This is a genomic window from Streptomyces sp. NBC_00203, from assembly GCF_045206325.1.
GTDB classification, from domain to species: Bacteria; Actinomycetota; Actinomycetes; order Streptomycetales; family Streptomycetaceae; genus Streptomyces; species Streptomyces lutosisoli.
The window spans coordinates 3,122,593-3,146,423 of sequence record NZ_CP108126.1 but is presented as its reverse complement, the minus strand read 5'-3'; the positions used below and the strand labels follow the sequence as shown (position 1 = coordinate 3,146,423).

Annotated in this window: 20 protein-coding genes, 1 other RNA gene and 3 pseudogenes; 11 read left to right on the top strand and 13 right to left on the bottom strand. The window is 68.6% G+C overall.

The window, feature by feature from the left end; genetic code table 11:
* Position 1: 1 nt before the first annotated feature.
* Together OG975_RS14310 and OG975_RS14305 are read right to left on the bottom strand one after the other, a co-directional pair.
* Positions 2-175, bottom strand: coding sequence for a hypothetical protein (locus tag OG975_RS14310; protein WP_406329505.1), 174 nt, complete (start codon positions 173-175; stop codon positions 2-4).
* A 48-nt stretch (positions 176-223) separates the two neighbouring features.
* The gene (locus OG975_RS14305) at positions 224-1,492 is read right to left on the bottom strand and encodes a hypothetical protein (RefSeq protein ID WP_406329504.1); all 1,269 of its coding nucleotides are present in this window, start codon (positions 1,490-1,492) and stop codon (positions 224-226) included.
* Between the two features lie 346 nt (positions 1,493-1,838).
* Here OG975_RS14305 and OG975_RS14300 point away from each other — a divergent pair, with 346 nt between their 5' ends.
* From OG975_RS14300 to OG975_RS14290, 3 genes are read left to right on the top strand one after another with little or no spacing between them, the layout of a single operon-like run.
* Positions 1,839-2,690 (top strand): Nif3-like dinuclear metal center hexameric protein, encoded by an 852-nt coding sequence (locus OG975_RS14300; protein ID WP_406329502.1) that lies wholly within the window; start codon positions 1,839-1,841, stop codon positions 2,688-2,690.
* Complete coding sequence (locus OG975_RS14295) at positions 2,687-3,430, top strand: zinc ribbon domain-containing protein (protein WP_406336267.1); 744 nt, start codon at positions 2,687-2,689, stop codon at positions 3,428-3,430. Before OG975_RS14300 ends, OG975_RS14295 begins: the two co-directional genes overlap by 4 nt.
* A gap of 12 nt (positions 3,431-3,442) precedes the next feature.
* Entirely contained in the window at positions 3,443-4,783 is a 1,341-nt protein-coding gene (locus OG975_RS14290; RefSeq protein WP_406329500.1) for a bifunctional RNase H/acid phosphatase, read from the top strand.
* A gap of 17 nt (positions 4,784-4,800) precedes the next feature.
* Here OG975_RS14290 and OG975_RS14285 read toward each other — a convergent pair whose 3' ends face one another.
* Entirely contained in the window at positions 4,801-5,604 is an 804-nt protein-coding gene (locus tag OG975_RS14285; RefSeq protein ID WP_406329499.1) for a helix-turn-helix domain-containing protein, read from the bottom strand.
* A 150-nt stretch (positions 5,605-5,754) separates the two neighbouring features.
* Between OG975_RS14285 and OG975_RS14280 the strand changes: the two genes are divergently transcribed.
* Complete coding sequence (locus OG975_RS14280; protein WP_406329498.1) at positions 5,755-6,771, top strand: NAD(P)-dependent alcohol dehydrogenase; 1,017 nt, start codon at positions 5,755-5,757, stop codon at positions 6,769-6,771.
* Positions 6,772-6,826: 55 nt separating this feature from the next.
* Here the strand turns inward: OG975_RS14280 and eda are convergent, their stop codons facing one another.
* Both eda and yaaA read right to left on the bottom strand, forming a co-directional pair.
* Positions 6,827-7,489: a bifunctional 4-hydroxy-2-oxoglutarate aldolase/2-dehydro-3-deoxy-phosphogluconate aldolase gene (gene eda, locus OG975_RS14275; RefSeq protein WP_406329497.1), complete on the bottom strand. Its 663-nt coding sequence runs from the start codon at positions 7,487-7,489 to the stop codon at positions 6,827-6,829.
* Between the two features lie 125 nt (positions 7,490-7,614).
* The gene (yaaA, locus tag OG975_RS14270; RefSeq protein ID WP_406329496.1) at positions 7,615-8,415 is read right to left on the bottom strand and encodes a peroxide stress protein YaaA; all 801 of its coding nucleotides are present in this window, start codon (positions 8,413-8,415) and stop codon (positions 7,615-7,617) included.
* A 173-nt stretch (positions 8,416-8,588) separates the two neighbouring features.
* Here yaaA and OG975_RS14265 point away from each other — a divergent pair, with 173 nt between their 5' ends.
* From OG975_RS14265 to OG975_RS14235, 7 genes and pseudogenes are all read left to right on the top strand, one after another.
* Positions 8,589-10,031, top strand: a complete 1,443-nt coding sequence (locus tag OG975_RS14265; RefSeq protein WP_406329495.1) for an RNB domain-containing ribonuclease — start codon at positions 8,589-8,591, stop codon at positions 10,029-10,031.
* Positions 10,032-10,266: 235 nt separating this feature from the next.
* Positions 10,267-10,683, top strand: a complete 417-nt coding sequence (locus OG975_RS14260) for a DUF4260 family protein (protein ID WP_406329493.1) — start codon at positions 10,267-10,269, stop codon at positions 10,681-10,683.
* The gene (locus tag OG975_RS14255; RefSeq protein WP_406329492.1) at positions 10,676-11,197 is read left to right on the top strand and encodes a TetR/AcrR family transcriptional regulator; all 522 of its coding nucleotides are present in this window, start codon (positions 10,676-10,678) and stop codon (positions 11,195-11,197) included. The genes OG975_RS14260 and OG975_RS14255 overlap by 8 nt, the downstream gene beginning before the upstream one ends.
* Positions 11,198-11,227: 30 nt before the next feature.
* Positions 11,228-12,068: pseudogene (locus OG975_RS14250) on the top strand (AraC family ligand binding domain-containing protein).
* Between the two features lie 49 nt (positions 12,069-12,117).
* Positions 12,118-12,897 (top strand): annotated as a pseudogene (locus OG975_RS14245) (DMT family transporter); the annotation flags it as partial.
* Between the two features lie 166 nt (positions 12,898-13,063).
* Positions 13,064-13,484, top strand: an RNA gene (rnpB, locus tag OG975_RS14240) — RNase P RNA component class A.
* A 967-nt stretch (positions 13,485-14,451) separates the two neighbouring features.
* A complete protein-coding gene (locus OG975_RS14235) occupies positions 14,452-17,418 on the top strand; it encodes a hypothetical protein (RefSeq protein ID WP_406329491.1) in 2,967 nt (988 codons plus the stop codon).
* Between the two features lie 47 nt (positions 17,419-17,465).
* Here OG975_RS14235 and OG975_RS14230 read toward each other — a convergent pair whose 3' ends face one another.
* The 8 genes and pseudogenes from OG975_RS14230 to OG975_RS14195 all read right to left on the bottom strand — a co-directional run bounded on the left by OG975_RS14230 (position 17,466) and on the right by OG975_RS14195 (position 23,829).
* Positions 17,466-17,591, bottom strand: coding sequence for a hypothetical protein (locus OG975_RS14230; protein ID WP_406329490.1), 126 nt, complete (start codon positions 17,589-17,591; stop codon positions 17,466-17,468).
* A 193-nt stretch (positions 17,592-17,784) separates the two neighbouring features.
* Positions 17,785-17,883: pseudogene (locus OG975_RS14225) on the bottom strand (restriction endonuclease); the annotation flags it as partial.
* 110 nt (positions 17,884-17,993) lie between these two features.
* Entirely contained in the window at positions 17,994-19,037 is a 1,044-nt protein-coding gene (locus OG975_RS14220) for a serine hydrolase domain-containing protein (RefSeq protein WP_406336266.1), read from the bottom strand.
* A gap of 95 nt (positions 19,038-19,132) precedes the next feature.
* A complete protein-coding gene (locus OG975_RS14215; protein WP_406329489.1) occupies positions 19,133-20,248 on the bottom strand; it encodes a glycosyltransferase family 4 protein in 1,116 nt (371 codons plus the stop codon).
* Positions 20,245-20,781, bottom strand: a complete 537-nt coding sequence (locus OG975_RS14210; protein ID WP_406329488.1) for a dCTP deaminase domain-containing protein — start codon at positions 20,779-20,781, stop codon at positions 20,245-20,247. Before OG975_RS14210 ends, OG975_RS14215 begins: the two co-directional genes overlap by 4 nt.
* Positions 20,778-21,317 (bottom strand): dCTP deaminase, encoded by a 540-nt coding sequence (gene dcd, locus OG975_RS14205; protein ID WP_406329487.1) that lies wholly within the window; start codon positions 21,315-21,317, stop codon positions 20,778-20,780. Before dcd ends, OG975_RS14210 begins: the two co-directional genes overlap by 4 nt.
* Positions 21,314-22,549, bottom strand: a complete 1,236-nt coding sequence (locus tag OG975_RS14200; RefSeq protein ID WP_406329486.1) for a metallophosphoesterase — start codon at positions 22,547-22,549, stop codon at positions 21,314-21,316. Before OG975_RS14200 ends, dcd begins: the two co-directional genes overlap by 4 nt.
* Positions 22,546-23,829 carry a UDP-N-acetylglucosamine 1-carboxyvinyltransferase gene (locus tag OG975_RS14195; protein WP_406336265.1) on the bottom strand — a complete coding sequence of 428 codons (1,284 nt, stop codon included), beginning with the start codon at positions 23,827-23,829 and terminating at the stop codon, positions 22,546-22,548. Before OG975_RS14195 ends, OG975_RS14200 begins: the two co-directional genes overlap by 4 nt.
* Between the last annotated feature and the right edge of the window lie 2 nt (positions 23,830-23,831).

Sequence of the window (23,831 nt, the reverse complement as noted above, 5' to 3'; positions counted from 1 at the left end):
GTCAGGCCGACATGTCCTGGTCGGACGGCTTGCGGTGGCGGCCGTGGGGCGCCGCCTCGGCGTCAGGTCCGGAGACCTCCCGGCCGGAGACCTGGCCGCGGTGTCTGCCGTGGCCTTCGGCCTGAACCCGGTAGGTGTCGGTTCCCGGCGCTTCCATTGTGCTGATGTCGCTCATGTGACGTGTTCACCCCGTATGCAAGATCCTTCTTACAGCCGGGGGATTCTAACCGGCGGTCATGGCGGGGGTGTCGGTGGGTGACGGGTCCGTGGCGGAGCCGTTATGTGTTTCGCCCCCGCTGTCGGCCTGAACGGCCTCGTCCTCAAGCGCCGGACGGGCTGAGTGGTGCGGACCCGGGGTCTGGATCACCCGTCCCTGGAGCGGGGCCTGTTGGAGGGGTACCGGTCGTGCCGGTGGGCGCTCCGGGGGAGCCGGATCTGTGGTGCGGTCCGGCTCCCGCGTCCTCCTCGGTGCTCCCACCCGTGCCACCCCGCACGGCACCGCCCCCGTCGCGTACGGCAGTTGGAGCACCCCCTCTCTGGTCCACAGGCCGGTGCCCGCCAGCCAGCCCTCGGGGGCCGGGAGATGGTGCACCTGGCGTTCGGCGGGGCGCCAGAGGCCCAGCCAGGTGCCCGCCGGGCCGTCGATGCGCAGGGCGACCGCGCAGCTCTCGGGCGTGAGGACCTGGCCCGGCTGGATCGCGAACGGGGTCACCGCACAGTCCGTCGCGTGCAGGCACTCCGGGAAGCGGATCGGCAAGGTGGAGCCGATGACGCCCCAGCCGAGGCGGTCGTGGCCGGGCGACGGGGCGTCGGAGCGGATGAGGAGGAGTCCGCTGTCGGCGTCCGCGAGGAGCAGGCGGTCGTTGCTGTGCTCGGCGATCTGGAGGAGCGGTGACATCTCGCCGCCGCGCTCCAGGTCCACCACCACGGACTTCGTGCGGCCGCCCTGGGCGCGGTCCAGGGCCAGCAGCCGGCCCGTGCCGTCCAGCCACACCCCGCCCGAGCAGTGGCCCGGCACCTCGGCCAGGTGTTCGGGACCGAACGCGCCGCCCGCCACCCGCCACACCGCCGTGGAGCCACGGCCCACGGCGATGGCGTACGCACGCTCCCCGTCCGGCGAGGGCGGCAGCAGTCGCAGCCGGGTGCCCTCGTCGGGGCACTCCACCGCGCCGAGCGGCAGCTCGCCGGTGCCGGGCCCGGTCGGGTACAGCAGGGAGAAGACGTGCCGTCCGTCCGCCACGCGGTGGATCAGCACCCTTCCGTCGGTCAGCGGCAGAACCTCCGTGCCGGGTTCCTCCGGCTGATGGGCGGGCAGCGGTACGGCGTAGGGCTCGGGGCCGTCCAGCGTCCAGCGCTCCGGGAACCAGCACTCGCCGTCGAGGGCGAGGCGTGCCGCGTACGTGCCGTCAGCGGTGATCACGCAGGCGGGGCCGGCGGTCCACTCGTTCTCGTTCTCGTCCTCCACTGCGGGCTCCGTCGCACAGGCCGTCATCGTTCGGTCACCTCCGGCGACGAAGCTAGTTTTCGCACGCACAGACGGGGGACCGACGGGCTGCCGCTTCACACATAAGGATGGCCATGTCGGGATTCGCCTGTGGAAACGGGGGCGGATGTGCTGAACAGTGGTGGGGAGGCAGGGGTGGGGAGCACGGGTGGGGGGGGAGGGCCGCGGGCCGTCCGTCGCCGGGGCGCAAGCCGTCCATCGCCCGGGGCGCGAGCCGTCCGGCGCTCGGGACGTCAGCCGTACGTCGCCCGGGGCGCGGGGCAGCGGAGCTGTGGCCCTGGTCCAGTGGCCCGCGACCGGTCGGGCACGGACGTAAGCCAGGTAGCCTTTCCCCGTGCCCCGTCTGTCTGAAGTCATCGCCGCGCTCGACGCCCTCTGGCCCCCCGAGAGGGCCGAGGGATGGGATGCGGTCGGCACCGTCTGCGGTGACCCCGACCAGGAGGTCACGCGCGTCCTGTTCGCCGTCGACCCGGTCCGGGACATCGTCGACGAGGCGGTGAAGCTGGGTGCGAACCTGCTGGTCACCCACCATCCGCTCTATCTGCGCGGGACGACGACCGTCGCGGCCGACACCTTCAAGGGCCGGGTCGTGCACACCCTCATCAAGAACGACATCGCGCTGCACGTCGCCCACACCAACGCCGACCGCGCCGACCCGGGGGTCAGCGACGCCCTCGCCGGGGCGCTCGACCTGCGCGTCGTACGGCCGCTCGTGCCGGACACCACCGACCCCGAAGGCCGCCGGGGCCAGGGCCGCGTCTGTGAGCTGGACCACCCGCTGACCGTCCGCGAACTCGCCGCCCGCGCCGCCGAGCGGCTGCCCGCCACCGCGCAGGGCATCCGCGTCGCGGGCGACCCCGAGGCGGTCGTGCGGACCGTCGCGGTCAGCGGCGGCTCCGGCGACAGCCTCTTCGACGACGTACGCGCCGCCGGCGTGGACGCCTTCCTCACCGCGGACCTGCGCCACCACCCGGCGTCGGAGGCCCGCGCCCACAGTCCTCTCGCACTGCTCGACGCGGCGCACTGGGCCACCGAGTGGCCCTGGTGCGAGCTGGCCGCCGCCCAGCTCGACGAGATCTCCGACCGGAAGGGATGGGACCTCAGGGTCCACGTCTCCAAGACGGTCACCGACCCCTGGACCGCCCACGCGGCCTCGACCACTGACACATCAGGAGCCCCCAACTGAACGCCGCGCCCGCCGACCAGATCCGACTCCTCGACGTCCAGGCCCTCGATGTACGCCTCCAGCAGGTGGCGCACAAGCGGAGGTCGCTGCCCGAGCACGCCGAGATCGAGTCGCTGAACAAGGACCTCACGCAGCTGCGCGACCTGCTCGTCGCCGCGACGACCGAGGAGAGCGACTGCGCCCGCGAGCAGACCAAGGCGGAGCAGGACGTGGACCAGGTGCGCCAGCGCGCCGCCCGCGACCAGAAGCGCCTCGACTCGGGTGCCGTGTCGTCCCCCAAGGACCTGGAGAACCTCCAGCGCGAGATCACCTCCCTCGCCAAGCGCCAGGGCGACCTGGAGGACGTCGTCCTCGAGGTCATGGAGCGCCGCGAGTCCGCCCAGGAGCGGGTCGCCGAGTACACCGAGCGCGTCTCCTCCGTCCAGTCGAAGATCGACGACGCGACCGCGCGCCGCGACACCGCCTTCGAGCGGCTCGACGACGAGGCCGCCACCGTGACCAAGGAGCGTGCGGTCATCGCGGGCGTCATCCCCGCCGACCTGCTGAAGCTCTACGACAAGCTGCGCGAGCAGCAGGGCGGCGTCGGCGCGGCCCGGCTCTACCAGCGCCGCTGCGAGGGCTGCCGCCTGGAGCTCAACATCACCGAGGTCAACGACGTGAAGAAGGCCTCCCCCGACACCGTGCTGCGCTGCGAGAACTGCCGCCGCATCCTGGTGCGCACCTCCGAGTCCGGTCTGTAAGGGGCTCGGCGCGTGCGGGAGTTCATCGTCGAGGCCGACGGCGGTTCCCGGGGCAACCCGGGACCCGCGGGCTACGGCTCCGTGGTCATCGACGCGACCACGGGGGAGACGCTGGTGGAGCGCGCCGAGTACATCGGCATCGCCACCAACAACGTCGCGGAGTACCGGGGGCTGGTCGCGGGCCTGACGGCGGCCCGTGACCTCGACCCGACCGCACGCGTCAGGGTCCGCATGGACTCCAAGCTCGTCGTCGAGCAGATGTCCGGCCGCTGGAAGATCAAGCACCCGGACATGAAGCCCCTGGCCGCGGAGGCGTCCCGCATCCTCCCGCCCACCCAGGTCACCTACGAGTGGATCCCCCGCGAGCAGAACAAACACGCGGACCGCCTGGCCAACGAGGCGATGGACGCGGGGCGGCGGGGAGAACAGTGGTCTCCCTCGGCGTCGACGGCGGAACTGGACGCGAGGGCGGCGAGGGCGGCGGCGCCTGAGCCGTCGGGCCCTCCCGGGGACGCGGCGGCGGGCGCGGCAAAGGCAAGGGCGGCCTTGAAGCCGCAGGGTTCGGCAGCGCCCCGTCAGGGGCGCGGGGAACTGCGCGACCAGCCCCCACTCGCCCGCACTATGACGACATCCCCTGGCGGCGAAGCCGCAAAGGCCGATGTACGGGCAGCGCAAAACGTGGCCGCCACCCCCCAGCCAACCGTCGGCTGGGGCACAGCCCCCGACATGGGCGCCCCCGCCACCTTCGTCCTCCTACGCCACGGCGAAACCCCCCTGACCCCCCAGAAACGCTTCTCCGGCAGCGGCGGCACCGACCCGTCCCTCTCGGAAGTGGGCCGGGAACAGGCCGACCGCGCAGCCACCGCCCTCGCCGCCCGCGGCACCATCCAGGCCATCGTGGCCTCCCCCCTCACCCGCACCAGGCAAACCGCGGCAGCCGTAGCCACCCGCCTGGGCCTCGACGTGGTCATCGAGGACGGCCTCCGCGAAACGGACTTCGGCGCCTGGGAAGGCCTCACCTTCGCAGAGGTGCAGGAGCGCTACCCCGACGACCTGAAGACCTGGCTCGCCTCCCCGAAGGCCGAACCGACCGGCGGCGGCGAGAGCTTCGCCGCGACCGCCCGCCGCATGGCGACCACCCGCGACAAACTGATCGCCTCGTACGCGGGCCGCACCGTCCTGCTCGTCACCCACGTCACCCCGATCAAGACCCTCGTACGCCTGGCCCTAGGCGCCCCGCCGGAGTCCCTGTTCCGCATGGAACTGTCGGCGGCGTCCCTCTCGGCGGTGGCGTACTACGCGGACGGCAACGCGAGCGTCCGCCTCTTCAACGACACGTCCCACCTCCGCTGAAACTGCCGTAGGTGCCCCTAGGCCCTGTCGGCCGCGCGCTTCCGGAGGATCTCCGCGGTCTCCCTGTCCGCCGGGAGGAACGCCTCCAGGTGGAGCTCGGCGAGCGTGACGTCCACCGCCGTCGCGAACGACGTCAGTGTGGTGAGCAGCCTCAACTCGCCCTCCGCGCACCGCAGTCGCAGCGGCACGGCGAAGCCGAGGTAGTCCGCGCCGGGCTCGCCGGCCGGCACATACTCCGCGAGCTCCTCGACCAGCGCGTCGAGGAGCGGATCGGGGCTGCGTGCGGCCCGGGCCCGCAGGTTCTCCACGATGTGCTGCCCCCACGCGTCCAGGTTCACCACCCGTGACGCCATCCCGCGCGGATGCAGCGCCAGCCGCAGTACGTTGACCGGGGGTGCGAGCAACTCGGGAGCGGCTCCCTCCGCGAGCACGTCGAACGCCTCGTTGGCCGCGACGAGTTCACCCCGCGGCCCCGCCACCACCGCCGGATACGGAAGGTGCCCTTCGAGAATGCTGTCCAACGCCTCCCGTACGGGCTTCAGCGCGACCGCGTCGAGCGGCGACTCGGCGAACGCGGGCGCGTAACCGGCGGCCAGCAGCAGCGCGTTGCGCTCCCGCAGCGTCAGGCCGAGCGACTCGGCGAGCCTGATCACGATCTCTCTGCCGGGCACCGAACGTCCGCGCTCGATGAAGCTGACGTACCGCTGCGTCGTCCCCGCCCGCGAGGCGAGCTCCAGCTGACTGACCCGGCGCGCGGTGCGCCAGCGCAACAGCTCCCGGGCGAAGGGAGGAGGTCCGGTCACGGAGGTGCTGGTGGTCATGGGTCAGTTGTACGTCACGGGTACGACAGTCCCGCTATACCTCTGCCATACCTCACGGGGAATTGAGTGCCGTATCCCGTGCGACCAGCATGGACGCATCAACGGAGCACACCTCAAAGCACACTTCAGAACACACCTCAGGGAGCGGACATGCGTGCCTACCACCTCGAAACCCTCGGCACCATCGACGGCATCGTCCCGCGCGAGACGGACCGCCCCGAACCCGGCCCTCGCGAGATCCTCGTCCGCGTCCGCGCCGTCTCCCTCAACAAGCGCGATCTGCTGATCATGAAGGGGACCTACCCGCTGAAGGCCGTGCCGGACGTGATCCCGGTGAGCGACGGAGCGGGTGAAGTCGTCGCGGTGGGACGGGAAGTGACACGGTTCGCGGTCGGCGACCGGGTGGCGGGAACGTACTTCCCGAACTGGACCGACGGACGGATCACTCCGGCCCTGTTCGACCAGCCGGGCGCCTCCCTGAACGGCATGCTCACCGAGTACGCCCGCCTCGACCAGGAGGCCGCCGTACGCGTCCCGGACCATCTGACCTGGGAGGAGGCGGCCTGCCTGCCCTGCGCCGGGGTCACCTCCTGGCACTCCCTGACCGGCGGCGAGCCCCTCACCCCCGGCCAGACCGTGCTGACGCTCGGCACCGGGGCGCTGTCCCTCTTCACGGTGCAGTTCGCCAAGATGCTGGGCGCCGAGGTCATCGCGACGACGTCGAGCGCCGTCAAGGCGGACCGCCTCAAGGCCCTCGGCGCCGACCACGTCGTCAACTACGCCGAGAACCCCGAATGGGGCCTGGCAGTACGGGAGTTGACCGGCGGCCGTGGCGCCGACCTCGTCGTCGAGACCAACGGCCCCGACACCATCGAGCAGTCGATGCGCGCCGCCGCGCTCTACAGCCACATCGTGCTCCTGATCACCGGCAACCCGCGCAGGCCCGGCATCGAGATCTCCAACGCGGCGTACGCGGCGAGCCTGGCGACCATCCGGCGCGTGTTCGTGGGCAGCCGGGCCCACTTCGAGTCCATGAACAAGGCGTTGGCGCTGCACGGGACGCGCCCGATCATCGACCGCGTCTTCGGCTTCGACGAGGTGCACGAGGCGTTCCGCTACTACGAGAGCGGTGTGGCCTTCGGCAAGGTCGTCATCCGCGTTGCCTGAGTCAGGCTTGCGGCTTGAGTCACGGTCGCGGCGCAAGCCCCAGTCGCGGCCTACGTCATGGCCGCGGTTTGAGTGACGGCCGCAACGCCGCCGCCTCGCGCGCCAGGCGCTCCACCCGTCCCCAGTCCTTCGCCGCGAGCGCGTCGTCGGGAAGCATCCAAGTCCCGCCCACACAGCCGACGTTGGGCAGGGCCAGATACTCCGGCGCGGAGCCGAGACCGATGCCGCCCGTCGGGCAGAAGCGTGCCAGCGGCAGCGGTCCGGCGAGCGACTTGAGATACGCCGTACCGCCCGCCGCCTGCGCCGGGAAGAACTTCATATCGCGCACCCCGCGCTCCAGCAGCGTCACGACCTCCGACGTGGTGGACACCCCCGGCAGGAACGGCACCCCGGACGCCCGCATGGCATCGAGCAGTACGTCCGTCCATCCCGGGCTGACCAGGAAGCGGGCGCCCGCCGCCACCGAGTCGGTGACCTGCTCCGGCGACAGGACCGTGCCCGCGCCGACCACCGCCGCAGGCACCTCCGCCGCGATCGCCCGGATCGCGTCCAGCGCGGCCGGCGTCCGCAGCGTCACCTCGATCGCGGGCAGCCCGCCCGCGACCAGCGCCCGAGCCAGCGGTACGGCGTCGGCGGCGTCCGTGACCACGACGACGGGGACCACGGGGGCGAGGTCCAGCACGGAGGCAGGCAGGGACGAGGGCAGCGGCGAGGTCATGGCCTCATCCTGCCCGGGGTGCGCAACATGCGCAAAGGTCGTTGCACATGCTGCAATGCGCGCTTAGTGGGAGTGCTAGCGGGACCGCTGAGCGAGAGCGCAGACGCGCCGAACGGGGGGAGTGCTCAGTGGATCTCCGTCACCACCACGTCCAGCGCCCACGGCCTACCCGCCTTACCAGGCGCCTCCGCCTCCACCACGTACCCGAGGTCCCGCAGCGCCTCCACCAGCGCCGCCGGGTCCTTCGGCGCCGCACCGGTGGTCAGCAGGCTGCGTACGATCTTGCCCTTGGTCGCCTTGTTGAAGTGGCTGACGACGGACCGCTTCTCGACGCCGTTCACCAGCTGGGAGTGCAGCACCCGTACGGTCGCCGTGCGCCCCGCGACCTCACCCTTCGGCTTCCACGCCGCCGTGTACGCCGAGGAGCGCAGGTCCAGCACGAGTCCGTCACCGGCCGCCTCGGGCAGCGCGGTGGCCATCGGCGTACGCCAGTGCGCGCCCAGTGCCCCGAGCCCGGGGAGCTTCACGCCCATCGAGCAGCGGTACGACGGGATCCGGTCGCTCACCCGGACAGCGCCCCACAGGCCCGAGAACACCAGCAGCGAACGGCCCGCGCGCCGCTTGGCCGCCGCGTCCAGGGAGGCCAGGTCCAGGGCGTCGTACAGGACCCCTGTGTAGATCTCCCCGGCCGTGCGTGCGCCGGCGGTCCGCAGTTCCGTGTTCTTGGCGACCTCGCCGCGCAGGCCCTCGCTCAGTCCGAGCACCTCGCGCGCCTTGTCCTCGTCGGCCGCGCACAGCTCGACCAGCTCGTCCAGGACGGCCTCGCGGGCAGCGGTGAGTCCCGGCAGCGACAGCGACTCCAGTTTCAGGGGGGCGCCGCGGCCCGAGGAGGCCTTGCCTTCGGAGGGAGGCAGCAGGACAAGCACACGTACTCCTTCTGTAGAGCTCCGCGACAGCGTACGGCGTGCCGCGCCCACCGTCGCAGGCTGCGGCTGTCCGGGGCACGCGCCGTGGATTTCTGCTGAGCGCCGCCGCACTCCTCGCCGGTGGGCCCGCACGTCCGGATGCCACCCCACCACCTCCGCCCTACGCTCGACACATGCCCCGCCGCCTCATCCGCGTGACCGGCGCACCCGAAGCCCCGCTGCGGGCCGCCCTCACCGCGCTGCGCACCGAACTCGGCGTCCCCGAGAGCTTCCCGCCCGAGGTCCTCGCGGAGGCCGAACGGGCCGCGAAGGCTCCCGCCCTCCCCTCCTACGACGCCACCGACATCCCCTTCTTCACCATCGACCCCCCGACGTCCAACGACCTCGACCAGGCGATGCACCTCGCGCGACGCGAGAACCGCGGCTACCGCGTCCGGTACGCCATCGCCGACGTCGCCGCCTTCGTCGTACCCGGCGGCGCCCTGGATGCCGAGGCCCACCGCCGCGTCACGACCCTCTACTTCCCGGACGAGAAGATCCCCCTCCACCCGCCCCAGCTCTCCGAGGGCACCGCCAGCCTGCTCCCCGGCCAGACCTGCCCGGCCGTGCTGTGGACGATCGACCTCGACGCGGACGGGCGTACGCAGGCCACCGACGTACGCCGTGCCCTCGTACGAAGCCGCACCAAGCTCGACTACGCGCACGTACAGCGGCAGATCGACGAAGGGACGGCGGAGGAGCCGCTCGCCCTCCTCAAGGACATCGGGGAGGCGCGCGAACGACTGGAGGTAGAGCGCGGCGGCATCTCGCTCAACGTCCCCGAGCAGGAGATCGTCGAGGAGGACGGGATGTACGAACTCGTCTACCGCGCCCCGCTCCCCGCCGACGGCTGGAACGCACAGATCTCCCTGCTCACCGGCATGGCGGCGGCCGACCTGATGCTCGCGCACGGCACGGGGGTCCTGCGCACGCTGCCCGCCGCCCCGGACGGTGCGGTAGGCCGTCTCCGCCGCACCGCAAAGGCCCTGCGCATCAACTGGCCCCACCACGTCTCCTACGCGCAGCTCATCCGCTCCCTCGACCCGCACTGGCCGCACCACGCGGCCTTCCTCCTGGAGTGCACGACCCTGCTGCGCGGCGCCGGCTACACGGTGTTCCGGAACGGCGTCCTCCCCGAGGTCACCTCCCACGCCGCCGTCGCCGCGCCCTACGCCCACTGCACCGCCCCACTGCGCCGCCTCGCCGACCGCTACGCCTCGGAGATCTGCCTCGCGGCCGCCACCGACCAGCCGCCCCCCGACTGGGTCCTCGCCGCCCTCGACGACCTCCCCCAGCAGATGGCTGAGGGCACCCGACGCGCGGGCACCGTCGAGCGCGAGTGCGTCGACATCGTCGAGGCGGCCCTCCTCAGGGACCGGGTCGGCGACCTCTTCGAGGCCTGCGTGGTCGACGTACAGGAACACGAACCCACCGTCGGAACCGTCCAGTTGGAGTCCCCAGCCGTCTTCGCCCGCATCACCGGCGGCACGACTGAGCTGCCGCTGGGGGAGCGGTTGCGGGTACGGCTCACACAGGCGGACCCGGGGACGGCGAAGGTGGAGTTCGCGCCTGCGTGAGTTCCTGACAGACGGACGGGGTTGGTTCGTCAGCCGCCGGCCCGCCCCTTAAAAGAACCGGGGGCGGACCGGCGGCTGTTTAGGGGCGCGGGGAACTGCACGACCGGCCCCACCGGCCCGCAGCCAAACAAACAGCCCCATCCTCACGGCAGCCCCCTTGACGGCTAACACCGTTAGCCATACCGTCGTGGCTAACGGCGTTAGCCAGCCACGACTACGGCCCAAGGAGGCAGTCATGAGCACCGCCACCGTCACCCCCACGCACCCCGCCCTCACCGTCCTCCGCCGCACCGCCTGGGGCACCACCGCCTTGTTCTGGTCGGCGTTCGCAATCCTCGAAGCCATCAACCACGGCTGGCTCGCGGGCACCCTCGCCCTCACCTTCTTCGTCCTGCCGGACCTGACCTTCCTGGTAGCCCTCGACGACGCGCCCCGCATGGCGAAGGGCCAGCTGCCGCCCCGCGCGGTGCCGTACTACAACGCCCTGCACCGCCCCCTCGTACCGTTCGCACTCATCGCCCTCTACACCGCGGCGGCACCGATGACCTGGGCCCCCGTGTTCGCGGCCCTGTGCGGCTGGGCCGCCCACATCTCGTACGATCGCGCCTTCGGGTACGGACTGCGGACGAAGGAGGGCTTCCAGCGTGGCTGAACGACTGACCGCGCGGTCCCAGGAGATCGTGACGGCCGCCCGGACCCTCCTGGAGGAGTCCGGCCCCGCAGCGCTCACCATGCGGGCCCTCGCCGACCACCTCGGCATCAAGGCCCCGTCCCTCTACAAGCACTTCCCCGACAAGCAGGCGGTGGAGGTCGAGCTGATCGCACAGATGCTCGCCGAGTCCGCCGAAGCGCTGGAGGCCGCGGAGGTCCGCGCCCCCGGATCACTCCAGGCGCTGGCAGAGGCGTACCGGACGTACGCCCTCGCCCACCCCCACCTCTACTGCCTCGCCGCCGAACGCCCCCTGCCGCGCGCGTCGCTGCCGCCCGGGCTGGAGGACCGGGCCGCGCTGCCACTGCTGCGGGCGTGCGGCGGGGACCTGGATCTGGCCCGCACGGTCTGGGCGTTCGCGCACGGCATGGTGATCCTGGAGATCCACGGCCGCTTTCCGGACGACGCCGACCTGGCGGCGGCATGGAAACGGGGCCTGAAGGCGTTCCACCCCTAGGACGGCGGGAACGGGGAGGGCGGGTTCAAGGTGAGCGCACGGGAACAGGCCCTGTGGACGAGGGCGCGGCTAGGCCGCTGCGGGCCACCGCTCGACCTCCTGACCGCCCGCTTCGACCGCCACGTCTACGCCCCGCACGCCCACGACGAGTTCACCATCGGCGTCTGCGTCGGCGGCTCGGAAATCATCGACTACCGAGGCGGCCGTATCCACACCGGCCCCGGCTCGATCGTCGTCCTGGCCCCCGGCGAGATGCACACCGGCGGCCCAGGCACCCCCACCGACGGCTACGCCTACCGCGCCCTGTACGCCGAGCCCTCCCTCCTCACCGAGGGCACCCTGGGCGGCCTCCCGCACTTCCGCGAGCCCCTCCTCGACGACCCCGAACTGGCCGCCGCCCTGCGTATGGCACACACCGAACTGAGCGTCTGCCCCGACCCGTTGGAGGCCGAGTCCCGCCTCCCATGGCTGCTCACGGCCCTGGCCTGCCGCCACTCCACGGCCCGTCCGGCGTGCGACAAGGTCCCGGGAGCGACCGGCATAGCCCACGCCGTACGCGACCGCCTAGCCGACGAACTCCAGGCACCCCCCTCCCTCGCCTCCCTCGCCACCGACCTGGGCCTGTCCCGCTACCAACTCCTGCGCGCCTTCCGTACGACGATGGGGATTACCGCCGTACGCCTGGCTGGCCCAGCACCGGGTGAACCGGGCCCGGGGCCTGCTGGAGTCCGGCCTGCGACCGGCGGAGGTGGCGTCGCTGGTGGGCTTCGCGGACCAGGCACACCTCACGCGCTGGTTCCGGCGGGTGCTGGGGGTGACCCCGGCGGCGTACCGAGCAAGCGTGTCACCGTCCCTGCCCCCGTCCCCGTAGCGCAACAGCGTTCAAGACCCCGGAAGCTGACCTGGCCGAAACTGCCCGCATGACTGCACGCGGCTGGTTCCTGTTCTCCCTGATGGGAGTGGTGTGGGGCATCCCCTACCTGATGATCAAGGTGGCGGTGGACGGCGTCTCCCCGTCCATGGTGGTGTTCACCCGCTGCGCGGTAGGCGCCGCGCTACTGCTCCCCTTCGCGATACGCCAAGGCGGCCTGACCCAGACGGTCCGCACCCACTGGCGCCCCATGCTGGCCTTCGCGTGCATAGAGATCATGGTCCCCTGGTGGACCCTGACGGACGCCGAACGCCACCTCTCCAGCTCCACGGCCGGCCTGCTGATAGCGGGCGTGCCGATAGTCGGCGTAGCCGCGGCCCGCCTCTTCGGCGACACGGAACGGCTGGGCGCCCGCCGGGTGGCGGGACTCGCGCTGGGCCTCGGCGGCGTCGCGGTTCTGACCGTCCCGCACCTGACGGGCGGCGACGCCCGCTCGCTGGCCGAGGTACTGCTGACGGTCGTCGGCTACGCGACGGCGCCGGTGATCGCGGCGCGCCATCTGAAGGACGTACCGTCGCTGCACCTCACGGCCCCGTGCCTGGCCCTGGCGGCGCTGGTGTACGCCCCCGCAGCGGCGGCCACCTGGCCTGCGGAGCTGCCGTCCGCCGAGGTCCTGTCGGCCCTGGCCGGCCTGGGGGTGATCTGCACGGCGATCGCCTTCGTGGCCTTCCTGGAACTGATCAAGGAGGCGGGCCCGACGAGGGCGACGGTGATCACGTACGTCAACCCGGCGATCGCGGTGGCTGCGGGCGCCGTCTTCCTGGACGAGAGCCTGACAGCGGGGGTCGCAGTGGCTTTCTCCCTGATCCTGGCGGGCTCGGTCCTGGCGACGGCGAAGGCGAGGACGACGGGGACAGGGACGGATACGGGGACGGCGACGGGGACGGCCGGATCGAGGCGCACCGCAAGCCCGGTACCATGGTCGACACGGCAGACGAGCCGGGCGGACGGCCGCGTGGAGGTTCTTGTGAACCTCCCCGAGGAACGTCCGGGCTCCACAGGGCAGGGTGATGGCTAACGGCCACCCGGGGTGACCCGCGGGACAGTGCCACAGAAAACAAACCGCCGGGGACCGTATCCGTACGGACCTCGGTAAGGGTGAAACGGTGGTGTAAGAGACCACCAGCGCCTGAGGCGACTCAGGCGGCTAGGTAAACCCCACCCGGAGCAAGGTCAAGAGGGGCCGCCTCTTCGCAAGAAGGGCGACTCTGCGCGGACGTTCGAGGGCTGCCCGCCCGAGTCCGCGGGTAGACCGCACGAGGCCGGCGGCAACGCCGGCCCTAGATGGATGGCCGTCTCCCCGGCCACCGCGAGGTGGTCGGGCGACAGAACCCGGCGTATAGCCCGACTCGTCTGCCTTCAGCCCCCCGACCTGGGCATATGTTCAGATTGGGGGCATTGCAGTGCATACGGGCTTCCCTCGTTCCGTGCGGTTTCTCGGGCTCCCCTTGCGACTGTTTGGGTGAATGGTGGGGTGGGGTGACCGGCGCAGATCTGCTGTTCGGGGGTCGTGACGGTGCGTGTCAGAACCGGTCGACGCCAGGCGTTGATCTCCGACTGTCTCGTGCCTGACCAACTCCGTAGCGGGGTTTTGAATCCGCGACCTCCTTGTCCCGAATAACGTGCGGAAAAGCGACTGACCAGGGTCGTTGGGTAGATGTGCAGGTCAGAGCCTTGGTGTGCGTTGGTCAGCGTGGGTGCCGCGCGGCCTGATTTCCTTGATCCACTCCCCGGCTACTCCCCAGCGCGTGGAGCGCCGTCAGTGAACGATCAGGCCTCACACCTTCGGCCATGGATCCCGAGTGGCCGATAGGCGTTCTTATTGAGCGCGCCGGATTGGTCGGCCGCTCGTAGGCTGGCTGTAGGTTCTCGTCTTTTGTGTCCTGAGGGCAGCGCGTGACCAGAGGAATCTTCGGCAGTCTCACGGTCCGTCAGGAACCTTCTGTCTCACGAGGCATGTCTTAGGAACACTTTGGCTGTCTCAGGACGCCTGCTGTCTCAGCCCATAGCCTGCTCGTGCATCACGGAGACGGCGCACACTTTGTGCGTGGCGTCTCAGGGGGCGTTATCGATTTGCAACATGCGGCGGAGTCGTAGACGGGAAGGTCCAGTTGACCAACCCATACGCCGCCGTAACCGGTCCACGTGGCGGCGTGCCACGTCGTGGCCGCAGCAAGCCCGCCAGCCGTGGCGCTTCCACGGCTGGCGGGGAGCGCTGGGGCGGCGGATTGTGGAATGAGTGCGCGATGAGCGCGTGACACCGTCAGGGTGCTGGAGAACCCCTGCCCTCGCGCCCCAGCCAGCGGTTTCGAGGCGGTGAATGATGACTGCGGTTCCACTCGGCGGAGCGATCATTGACGAAGAGGCGGTCTTCCGGAGCGCACTGGATCGGGCGGCTGATACGCCGGAGGTCGCGGCCGCTTTGCCCCTGTTCAGCGAACACACCAGGGCCGAAATATGGCAGGCAGTGAAAAATGGGCGTGCCGACATGCTGCGCAGGGTTAACCCCACTCGAACTCGGATGCAGGAAGTAGAACTGCGCATGCGAGAGAGCGAGTGGACTGCGCGGCAACTTTCACCGGTGATTGCAAAAGAGGATAAAGAGCTTTCCTTCACTGCCCGTACCTTCGAGGTGAGATATGCAGAGCTGATCGCTCAACTACAGGAGGCAGGGGTCAATCTTCCGCCAGTTCGAGTGGCGCCAAAATCTTTCCAGCAATTGGTCAGGGATTACGCGTGGGCGCCTGAGCGCCCGCAAAGCGAGGGTGGCGCGTTCTCACTGGATGAGCTTGTGCGTCAGCTTCACAATGAAACTCTTTCGATACAATCCGAAACTCATCTATTGGATGAAGAGATATGGAAAGATTTCATGGAACCGCCAGGTGACGAGGGGGGTCGTCAGGTTCTTGCGAACCTTCTACACGGGAAGGTATGGAAATTTCTTGATTATTACCGGAGATTCGAGATAGCCGTGGAGAGGCGCGAACGGACGGTCAGACAGTACGTGCTGTTGCGTCAGGGAGACCCGGAGTACCTTAGGTGCATCGCCGAATTGGAGCTGCTGAATCAGTCGCTTGAGGATTCACTCCTACAGGAAGCGGTACTTCCTGAGTTCCGTCGCCTGTTTAACGAGAACCTGACTGGTAGGAACGCCACGAGGGTGCGCATTTGTGATGCCCCAGGCCTCAGGGACCCACAGCCTGAAACCCCTATACCTACTCGCACAGTAACTCGCGTTCAAGAGCTCATGCGAAACATGAGTGGAATGAGTATAGGAGTCGCTGGGCCTCGTGGTTCGGGAAAGACGACCATCATCGATGGGTTCTGCAGCGGGAAGATAAGCACAGGGCCGGACGGTGAGCTCGTTGGCGTTAGCGTATCGGCTCCTGTGGCGTACGACCCGCGTGACTTCATTCTTCACCTCTTCGGTGAAGTCTGCCGAAAAGTGTTGACCCTGAAAAATGTCCCAGAAGAGATTGAGGGTCAAGAGGAGCCTAAAAGTCGGCATGCCGCGCTGTACAGGATCTCAGCGGCGTCGGTCGGAGGAATTCTTCTCGCCGTCGGGATAACGACAGTGGCGCGGTCGATCAGTAGAGGACTTCCAGCCGGCTCAAGGTTCATCGTAGCGGTCGGGGTGGTCATCCTGATTTTGGCTGCGTTGACCGTCCTCCGGAGAAGGGCTTCGGCGATCAAGTTTGGACCGCCCACTACCGCCGATCCCATGCGCATTTTTTCGGAAAATTTGAGTGCCGGATTCAATGAAACTCCAGGGCTTCAGAGAACGATATTTATCCATCGGGTTCTTGAGGTCCTTACGGCGGCCCTAATTCTCGCGACCTCCGGGGTGTTGGCAATCCTTGCCTGGCCAGTATCGCCGAAATTTCCGGGAGAGTATTTGGCCGGCTGCGTCTCGATTGCATTGAGCGCTCTTCCCTTGCAAATTATCGACACGCTTCGTGGAAATTTTTCCCGCAGGGAGCCTGCGGATCGGCCGGGAGGGCTCCAACCTCCCCCTTGGCTGTCCGCCTGCCTCTCCTGGGGGACTGTGGTGTTCCTCTGCGCTGGCTTGACCATGATCGGGCTCTCGATCCCCGGCGTGCCTGTGGATCTGGTGACCGTAGTCGGCTGTGGCCTTGCCCTGCTGGGCTGGGGGGTGCTCTGCATCGTGCTGGGGTACAAGCCCCCTGTTTACCTGCCCCCGTATGACGTGCTCTCCGAGGATCGTCTGGTGATAAAGTCCCGTGCGTGCCTGGACGCCATAAAATTTCAGCGGACATTCACCGCAGAGCGCTCGGTCACGCTCCGGCTGGCCGGGACTGTCAAGCTTCCGGTGGGCTACGAAGCACAGCAGAAGGCTGGCATGGCCTGGTCGAAACAGGCGGAGAGCTATCCAGCCCTGGTAGACAGATTCCGCGAGTACATCGGCGATCTCGGTCGTGGCCATCGGGTCATCATCGGTATCGACGAGCTGGACAAACTAGGTTCTGCCGAGACGGCTGAGAACTTCCTCAACGACATCAAAGGGATATTCGGGATTCGCGGATGCTATTTCATAGTCTCTGTTTCCGAGGATGCTGCCGCAAGTTTCCACCGCAGAGGTGTGCCGTACCGCGATGTCTTCGATAGCTGTTTCGATGACATCGTCCTCGCCGATTACCTCGACCATGAGACCGCTCGGGATTTGCTGTATGGCAGGGTAGCCGATATTCCGTTGCCGTTCGTCGGTCTCTGCTACGCCCTGTCCGGCGGTCTGAGCCGAGATCTGATACGGACCGCGCGCACCCTGGCAGAACATGCTCGAGAAGAAATCGAGGTATCCAATGCCGCTGCGATCCTTTGCCGTTCCGAGGGGGCGGCCAAGACGCGTGGAGTCCAGTATGAGCTCTCGCTCGTCCAGGGAAGCGAGAGGGCTGCCAGTCTTGTATTTTGCGTAGCCGAGATGAAGTCCGGATCGACCTCGGCTGCAGAATACTTCAAATGGGGAGAGAAGCTTTCACGCTGGCTGTCCGACACAGAGAAGGCTGATCTGAGAAATACGAATTCGGCTTCCCAGAGCGATCGTTCAGCGTTCCTTCTGGCCGCCGAACTCTCGGCCTTCTATCTATTTCTTGCCACTGTGCTCGAATTCTTTGGAAACAGTTTTGGTAAAATCCCCATGCAATCCGTCGAAGAATACAGAAAATATACCGAATCGCTCGATCTGCTGGCGTCCGTACGGCAATCACTCTCGGTGAATTATCAAGTCTCCGCCAGTCGGGCCCAGGAGTTCCGTCACCGCGTGGCAGTCTGAGCCGCTGGCCGGCAAGAGCAACAGCCTGCTGGCCGACCGCTGGGTTGCTATGTGCTGACCACGATGGCCATGCAGTCCCTGATGCGGGGCTTCGCCAGTGAGGCGATCGACATGGCCCAGGGCGCCTTCGAGCGGGCCAAGGGACGGGCCGCCCCGAGGGTGCTGGCGTTCACCAAGCTGATCGAGGCCCGTGCCCATGCCCGCGACAGGGCCGCCTCACGGGCCTTGGCGGCCTCCGACGACCTCCTGGGGCCAGGCGGACGCTGCCAACGGCTTGGAGCCCGCCTGGATCGACCTCTATCACCATGCCCGCCTCTCTGTGGACGCCACGGAGGTCTTTCGGGACCTGAAGATTCCCAAAGCCGTCCTGGGCTGGGACCAGCAGGCTAACAGCGGCTTGTGCGGGGCGCGTGTCCCGCCTCTCGTCCACTGTCTGAGCTTCGCAGTGCGCTTGAGCCAGTCCATGGTCGGTGATCGTAGTGAGGATCTACCGTCATGGAGCAGGCTGCAACGCAATTGACTGGCCCCGCCATACCGCGGTGACACTGGCCAAAGCCGGTCTGATGTCGCCAAGTTCAGCCGAAGGCGAGCTGGCGGAAGGCGTTGCGAACCTCGGTCAAAGGCTGACGGTCCCTTGTGTAGTAGAGCTTGTTGGTCAGAAGCACCGCCCACCGACCCTTGGTGGGCGAGATCCACATTCCTGTGCCGGTGAAGCCGTAGTGGACCCACACGTCGTCTGCGGCGGACGTGTCAGGGGCGGGGTGCCAGAACAGCCCACGGGCCGGTTGGAACTCACCGGTCTGGACGGTGAGGGAGCACGCGGTCCACTCGGTCCCGAAACCGGCACTGGTGCGCGATGTGGAGGCGTTGAGCATGTAACGCAGGAAGGTGACGAGGTCGTCGAGGACGGTGAAAACGCCGGCGATGCCGCAGACGCCGCGCAGGAGTCGCGCGGAAAAGTCGTGCGCGGAGCCCTTGAGATGGGTGTCAGTGTCCTGGTCGAGTTCGGTCGGGGCACAACGGGTCGCCATCTCATCCGGCAGAGGGCCGAAACGGGTGGAATTCATGCCCAGGGGATGCCAGGTGCGGACGGCAGCGAGCTGGTCCAAGGGCTGACCAGAGAAGTGTTCGGCGAGGTAGCCGAGAATGAGGGCGGCCCGGTCGGTGTACTCGACGGCTTCACCGGGTGTCCGATGGAGTTGCTCGTGCAGTACGCCGCGGCGAACGTCGTTCCGGTCCGTGCCGTAGAGGTTCTTCAGCTGGGCCCGCAGGGGGACGCCAGCTGTGTGCGTCAGCAGCTGCCGGGCGGTAACGCTCCCCAGGGGATGGCCGGTGACCTCTGGCCAGAAGCTGCCGAGCGGCTGGTCGAGGTCGAGGGCACCGTCCTCCCACAGGGCGCCGATGGACGACCAGACGGCGAGGATCTTGGTGAGGCTGGCGGCGTCGAAGACGGTGTCGGCGCGCATCGGCACGTCTGGCTCGTTGGGGTCGAGGACGCCGGTGGTGCCTTGGGCGCGGATACCAGCGGCGTCGCCGGCGGCCCACACGGCGCCGGGATACACCTTGTCGCGCACGCCCTCGTCCAACAGGGCTTCGATGCGATCGCTGTCGTTCGTCATGGTCTCCCTCTTCGCCGGGGGTATCCCGCCGGTCAGCGTAGTGACGTTCATGGAGCGGTCCGGGCAGCGACGTGTCGAACCGCCTGGAAGGCAGTTCAGGCGAGTTGGCGGCCGAGGTTGGTCAGGGACCGTGCGGTCGCCGAGAGCGGATAGCGCGCCGCGTTTGCATAGCCCGCCTGCCGCACGGCAGTCAGCAGGCCGGGAGAGGTTCTCAGCCGATCAAGATCGCGGGCGAGGGCGGCGGAGTGGGTGAAGTCGGTGGCCACGCCGGAGGCCGTCAGGGCTTCACTGAGGCCGGGTACGGGTTGGTACAGGACGGGCAGTCCACAGGCTTGGGCCTCCAGCGCGACCAGGCCCATGGCCTCCAGCGTGGTGGACGGCATGACCAGCACGTCGTGCTCGGTAAACGCCTTCCACAGCTGTGGACGGCGGAGCCAGCCGAGGTAACGGGCCCGTACGCCTGCCCGTTGCAGCAGCGGGGCCAGGCCATGGAACTGGGCCCGGGGTGCGGCGATGCTCAGTTCAACACCTGGCACGGGGGCCAGGCTCTTGATCAGGGCCTCGACGCCTTTCTCGGCGGTCAGCCGTCCTGCGTACAGCAGTCGTAGGTGGCTGGAGCATGTGCGGGTTGGTCGGGGCGGCGGGTCGGTGAGCAGGCAGTCGGGGATGCCCCAGGGGATGTGGGTGATCTTCCGGCGGTCGACCTGCGGGGCGAGTTTGAGAAGGTGGTCGGCCATTGCCCCTGTCGGCACCACGATGGCATCGGTGGCCCTGGCGGTCTCGCGCAGGACTTGGAGCTGGTCGCGGTGGACCTCAGCGAAGATCAGGTCCGTGCCGTGGACCAAGGCGATGCGGGGATGCAGGGGCAGGGCCCGGATCAGCGCGGGGGTGGCACCGAAGGCGAGGTGCTGGAGGTGCAGGACGCCGATCTCGGCTGAGTCGATCGCTACTGCGAGAGCCTTGCGCAGGGCCGCGACGTAGCGGCCGAAGGCCGGGCCTTCCAGGCACTTCCCGGCAACGGGCAGTAGGTCGAGCCCGGCGGGGACGCGGTGTCTGGGGCTGGACGGGCCCAGCATGAACGCGCGTGCGGGGATGAGCGGGCGGTCGCCGGTGTAAAGGTCGAGGAAAAGCTCGACGCTGCCGCCCGGACTTCCGGCAGGCAGGTCCAGCAAGGTGGCGGCCAGCGGCCCGGTGGTCGGTTGGGAGCTCACGAGCCCCCTCCCGGGATCTCTTCGAAGAGGCGGGAGATGTCGATGCCGTCCGTCGCCGCGTACTTGGCGGGCTGCTGCTGGTAGCTGGACGGGGTGCCGAAGGCGGTGAGGAAGACGAGCTTGCCGAAGGTCATACTCGGGTAGACGCGGACGGGCCTTGCAGCACGGATCTCCAGCGTCCAGCGGATGGCGTGGCCCTGGTGGCCGAGCGGGGCGGAGACGTGGACCCAGATGCCGAGTGCGCCGATGGTGCGGTCGCCGTTGAGCATCTGCGCGTACATCTCAGAGCCGGTCTTCTCCAGCGTGACGCCGAGGTAGAGCACCTCGGGGACCAGCAGCAGGCCCGTCGTGGGGATGGTCTGGTCGGTGAACTCGGTGGGGGCGGCTGCGTCCATGTCGCCGGCGCAGATACGGATGGTGTCTCCGAGTCGCCAGTCGTAGGCGTTCGGGGAGAGGCGGGTGGGGTCGTACGGGTCGATAGTGATCTCGCCGGCCTGGATGGCGGCGCTGATCGCGGGGCCGGTGAGGATCACGAGGTGACCGCCTTGATGCGGGCCGCGTCCCGCCAGTACCTCGACGGCTGTGGGCCGGTGGCGGCCTGGTACTTGCCTCGGTAGAGGTCGATGTCGCCGGTGGAGACGAAGAACATGATCTGCCCGATCTTCATGCCCGCGTAAACCCGTAACGGGCGGACCGGAGAGAGCATCAGCGTCCACTGGCCGTGGAAGCCGATGTCGCCGATCGGGGCGGTGATCTCGACGAACAGCCCGAGCCTGCCGACTGAGGAGCGGCCGAACAGCAGCGGTACGAAGGTGTCGGAGCCGACCTGTTCGACGGTGTGTCCGAGGTACAGCTCGCCGGGTTGGAGCACGTACCCGTCCTTCCCGATCTTGATCTCTTGGGTGGCGTTGGGGCGGTGCGCGTCGATCACGGTGTCGGTGTAGGTCAGCAGGGTGGGGCCGAGGCGGACGTTGTAGCTGTTGGGGTTGATCTGGTCCGGCTCGAAGGGGTCGATGGTCAGGCGGCCGTCGTTGGCAGCGGCGGTGATCTCGGGCCCGGTGAGGATCATTGCTCGCCTCCTTGAGCGGCGTCAGCAGCGCCAGGCGAGGGGATGGCCAGGACGCGTCGTACGACTTGGCCGAGCCGCAGCCCGGCTTGATGTGTTCGTCCGCCGAGGTGGCTGTCGGCGAGGTAGTCAGTGGTCAGCACGCTGCCCATCGCCGAGGGCAGGGCAGCGGGAGCGATGATCAACGGGCCGACACGTTCAGTGAGATGGCTCAGCAGCCTGTCGTGGTCCCGGGCGTGCTCATCGGGGAGCAGAGCGTAGACGAGCTGGTTGTCGAAGGGCTCGATGGCCAGCAGGTCTCCGAGGGTCAGCGTCTCGCCAAGCGGTACGGAGCGCAGAGCGGTCTCGTTGAGGATGACCGCGTCCGCGCCGAGGCCGGAGTGCAGTCGACTGGCGATCTCTTCCAGCAGGTGCCTGCGGTCCAACACGGTACTGCGATAAAGCTGGTTCACGGTGCCGAGTCGGCTCGCTAGCGTCCGACCGATGAAGGAGATCTTGTCCTGCAGCATGGCGAGGTCTTCGGGAACCACCGAGGAATCGGGGAAGGTGCAGGTGCGGGCGGCCCAGCCGCTGCCGACGGGTTCTGTGGTGGCGTATCCGATGCCGAGTTCGCGTCCCTTGACCACGAGGGTGTCGCCGACGTGCACGGGATTGTAGGTGTCGCTGTGGCAGTGCCCGGAGAAGATGACGTCCGCGAACGGGCAGGCGGCGGCCAGCTTCAGGTCCTCGTCGAAGCCGGAGTGGGACAGCACGATCCAGGCGTCGGCGCGGTGGTGGTGCTCCAGCATCACTTCGCGCAGGGCCTGAGCTGGATCGGTAACGAGGTGGCCGATGCGCTGATCAGCAGGGATCGTGTTGAACGCCTGGGAGCCGATCACCGCTGTGACGGCGACTCGTCGGCCGCCGACCCGGTTGATGCGTACGCGGTTGAAGAGTGGTGTGCCGTTGTCGTCCGTCGCGTTGGCGCACACGGTCATCTCGCGCAGCTCCGGCTCAAAGTGGTGCCGCCAACCGTGATTTCCGGGCGCCAGCAGGTCGTAGAGGCTGGTGAGGATCTCGCGCTCGATCTGGCCCTTGCCGAAGCGGTAGAAGCCGCTTCCCTCGAAGAAGTCGCCGCAGTCCACGATCAGGCTCTCGGCCCTGGCGGCATGGAGGTGGGCGAGTATCGCTGCGGCCGAGTTGAAAGCCGAGTGTACGTCGGTCGTAGCGATGATCTTCCGTAGCCGTCGGCTCATGGGGAGACCTCGCAGATGTCGGCGCCCAGGGCGTGCAGCTTGGTGGGCAGGTCGGCGTGTCCGCGACGGAGCTGGTCGAGCCCGCCCAGCGTGGTGACACCGCGCGCGGTAAGGCCGGCGATGAGTAGCGCGGAGCCCGTGCGGATGTCGGTGGCCTCCACTCCGGCACCGGTCAGCTGCTGCGGACCAGTGAGGCGGCACTGGGTGGGCGACAACTCGTCGATCTCGGCGCCGAGGCGCGCGAATTGAGGCAGTAGGTTGCCGTGGCGGCCGGGGTTGATGGTGTCGGAGAACAGATGAGTGCCCGGGCGGGTCAGGGCCAAGGCCATCAGGGGCGGCTCGAAGTCGGCGTCCAAGCCGCCAGGGGCGAGGGAGGCGACCGCTCGCAACGGCTGGCTGGTGGGCCGGGTGTCTTGGGCCCGGATGGTGAGCACATCGTCCTCGGTGTCGGCAGGCACGCCGAGCCATCGAAGAGCGCTGACCAGGGGGGCGACGTCGTCACCGCGTACGCCGCAGATACGCGCGTCGCCGCCTGTCGCTGCGACGGCACAGGCCAGAGTGCCAGCCTCGATCTTGTCGCCGGGTACCTTCCAGGCGACGGTTTCTGCGGGAGCAGACGGGGGCGGCGCGAGCGAGAGGAGGGATTCGCTGACTCGACACTGCCATCCGGCCACCTGCAATGCCTCTACGACGCTGAGCACTTCTGGCGAGAGGTTGGGCAGCCCCAGCCGCAGCGGTCGTCCAGCCACGACCGCGCGCAGGAGAGCGGCGATGCTCGCTCCTCGGGAGCGGAAGGGCAGCATGATCGAAACCGTTTCGGTCCGCGTGGCAGCTGCTTCCACGAGGTAACCGCGATCGTCGACAGTCGTGTGGTCACCGAAGCGCTCGTAGACCTTGAAGTGCTGCTCCATTCCGCGGTCCCCGATCCGGCAGCCGCCTGGCCAGGGGAGTCGAGCCTGCCCGTATGCGCCCAGCAGCGCGGGGACGAGGTAGTACGAGGCTCGGATGCGTGCGGCGATCTCGGGATCGGGCCCCGGTTGCGGCTTGTCGCTCGGCAGGATCACCGCAGTGCGCGGAGCGCTGACGGGGCGGGCTGTGTGCCAGCCGGCCTGCTGGAGCAGGGTGAGCATCGTTTCGACGTCCGTGTTCGCCGGGACATTGCCCAGATGCACCGGGCGGTGCAAGGACGCGGCGGCGGCCAGAAGCGGCAGGGCCGCGTTCTTGGACCCGTCGACAGCCACGGAACCGGCAAGGGGAATGCCGGGCCGGATGGCGACCACTT

Bases quoted from the DNA above. Each gene is read 5' to 3' on its own strand.
- dcd (WP_406329487.1), bottom strand. From the start codon at position 21,317: ATGATCCTCACCGGGCCCGAGATCACCGCCGCTGCCAACGACGGCCGC.
- OG975_RS14280 (WP_406329498.1), top strand. From the start codon at position 5,755: ATGCGTGCCTACCACCTCGAAACCCTCGGCACCATCGACGGCATCGTC.
- OG975_RS14220 (WP_406336266.1), bottom strand. From the start codon at position 19,037: ATGACGAACGACAGCGATCGCATCGAAGCCCTGTTGGACGAGGGCGTG.
- OG975_RS14260 (WP_406329493.1), top strand. From the start codon at position 10,267: ATGAGCACCGCCACCGTCACCCCCACGCACCCCGCCCTCACCGTCCTC.
- OG975_RS14310 (WP_406329505.1), bottom strand. From the start codon at position 175: ATGAGCGACATCAGCACAATGGAAGCGCCGGGAACCGACACCTACCGG.
- OG975_RS14305 (WP_406329504.1), bottom strand. From the start codon at position 1,492: ATGACGGCCTGTGCGACGGAGCCCGCAGTGGAGGACGAGAACGAGAAC.
- OG975_RS14200 (WP_406329486.1), bottom strand. From the start codon at position 22,549: ATGAGCCGACGGCTACGGAAGATCATCGCTACGACCGACGTACACTCG.
- OG975_RS14265 (WP_406329495.1), top strand. From the start codon at position 8,589: ATGCCCCGCCGCCTCATCCGCGTGACCGGCGCACCCGAAGCCCCGCTG.
- OG975_RS14235 (WP_406329491.1), top strand. From the start codon at position 14,452: ATGACTGCGGTTCCACTCGGCGGAGCGATCATTGACGAAGAGGCGGTC.
- OG975_RS14285 (WP_406329499.1), bottom strand. From the start codon at position 5,604: ATGACCACCAGCACCTCCGTGACCGGACCTCCTCCCTTCGCCCGGGAG.
- eda (WP_406329497.1), bottom strand. From the start codon at position 7,489: ATGACCTCGCCGCTGCCCTCGTCCCTGCCTGCCTCCGTGCTGGACCTC.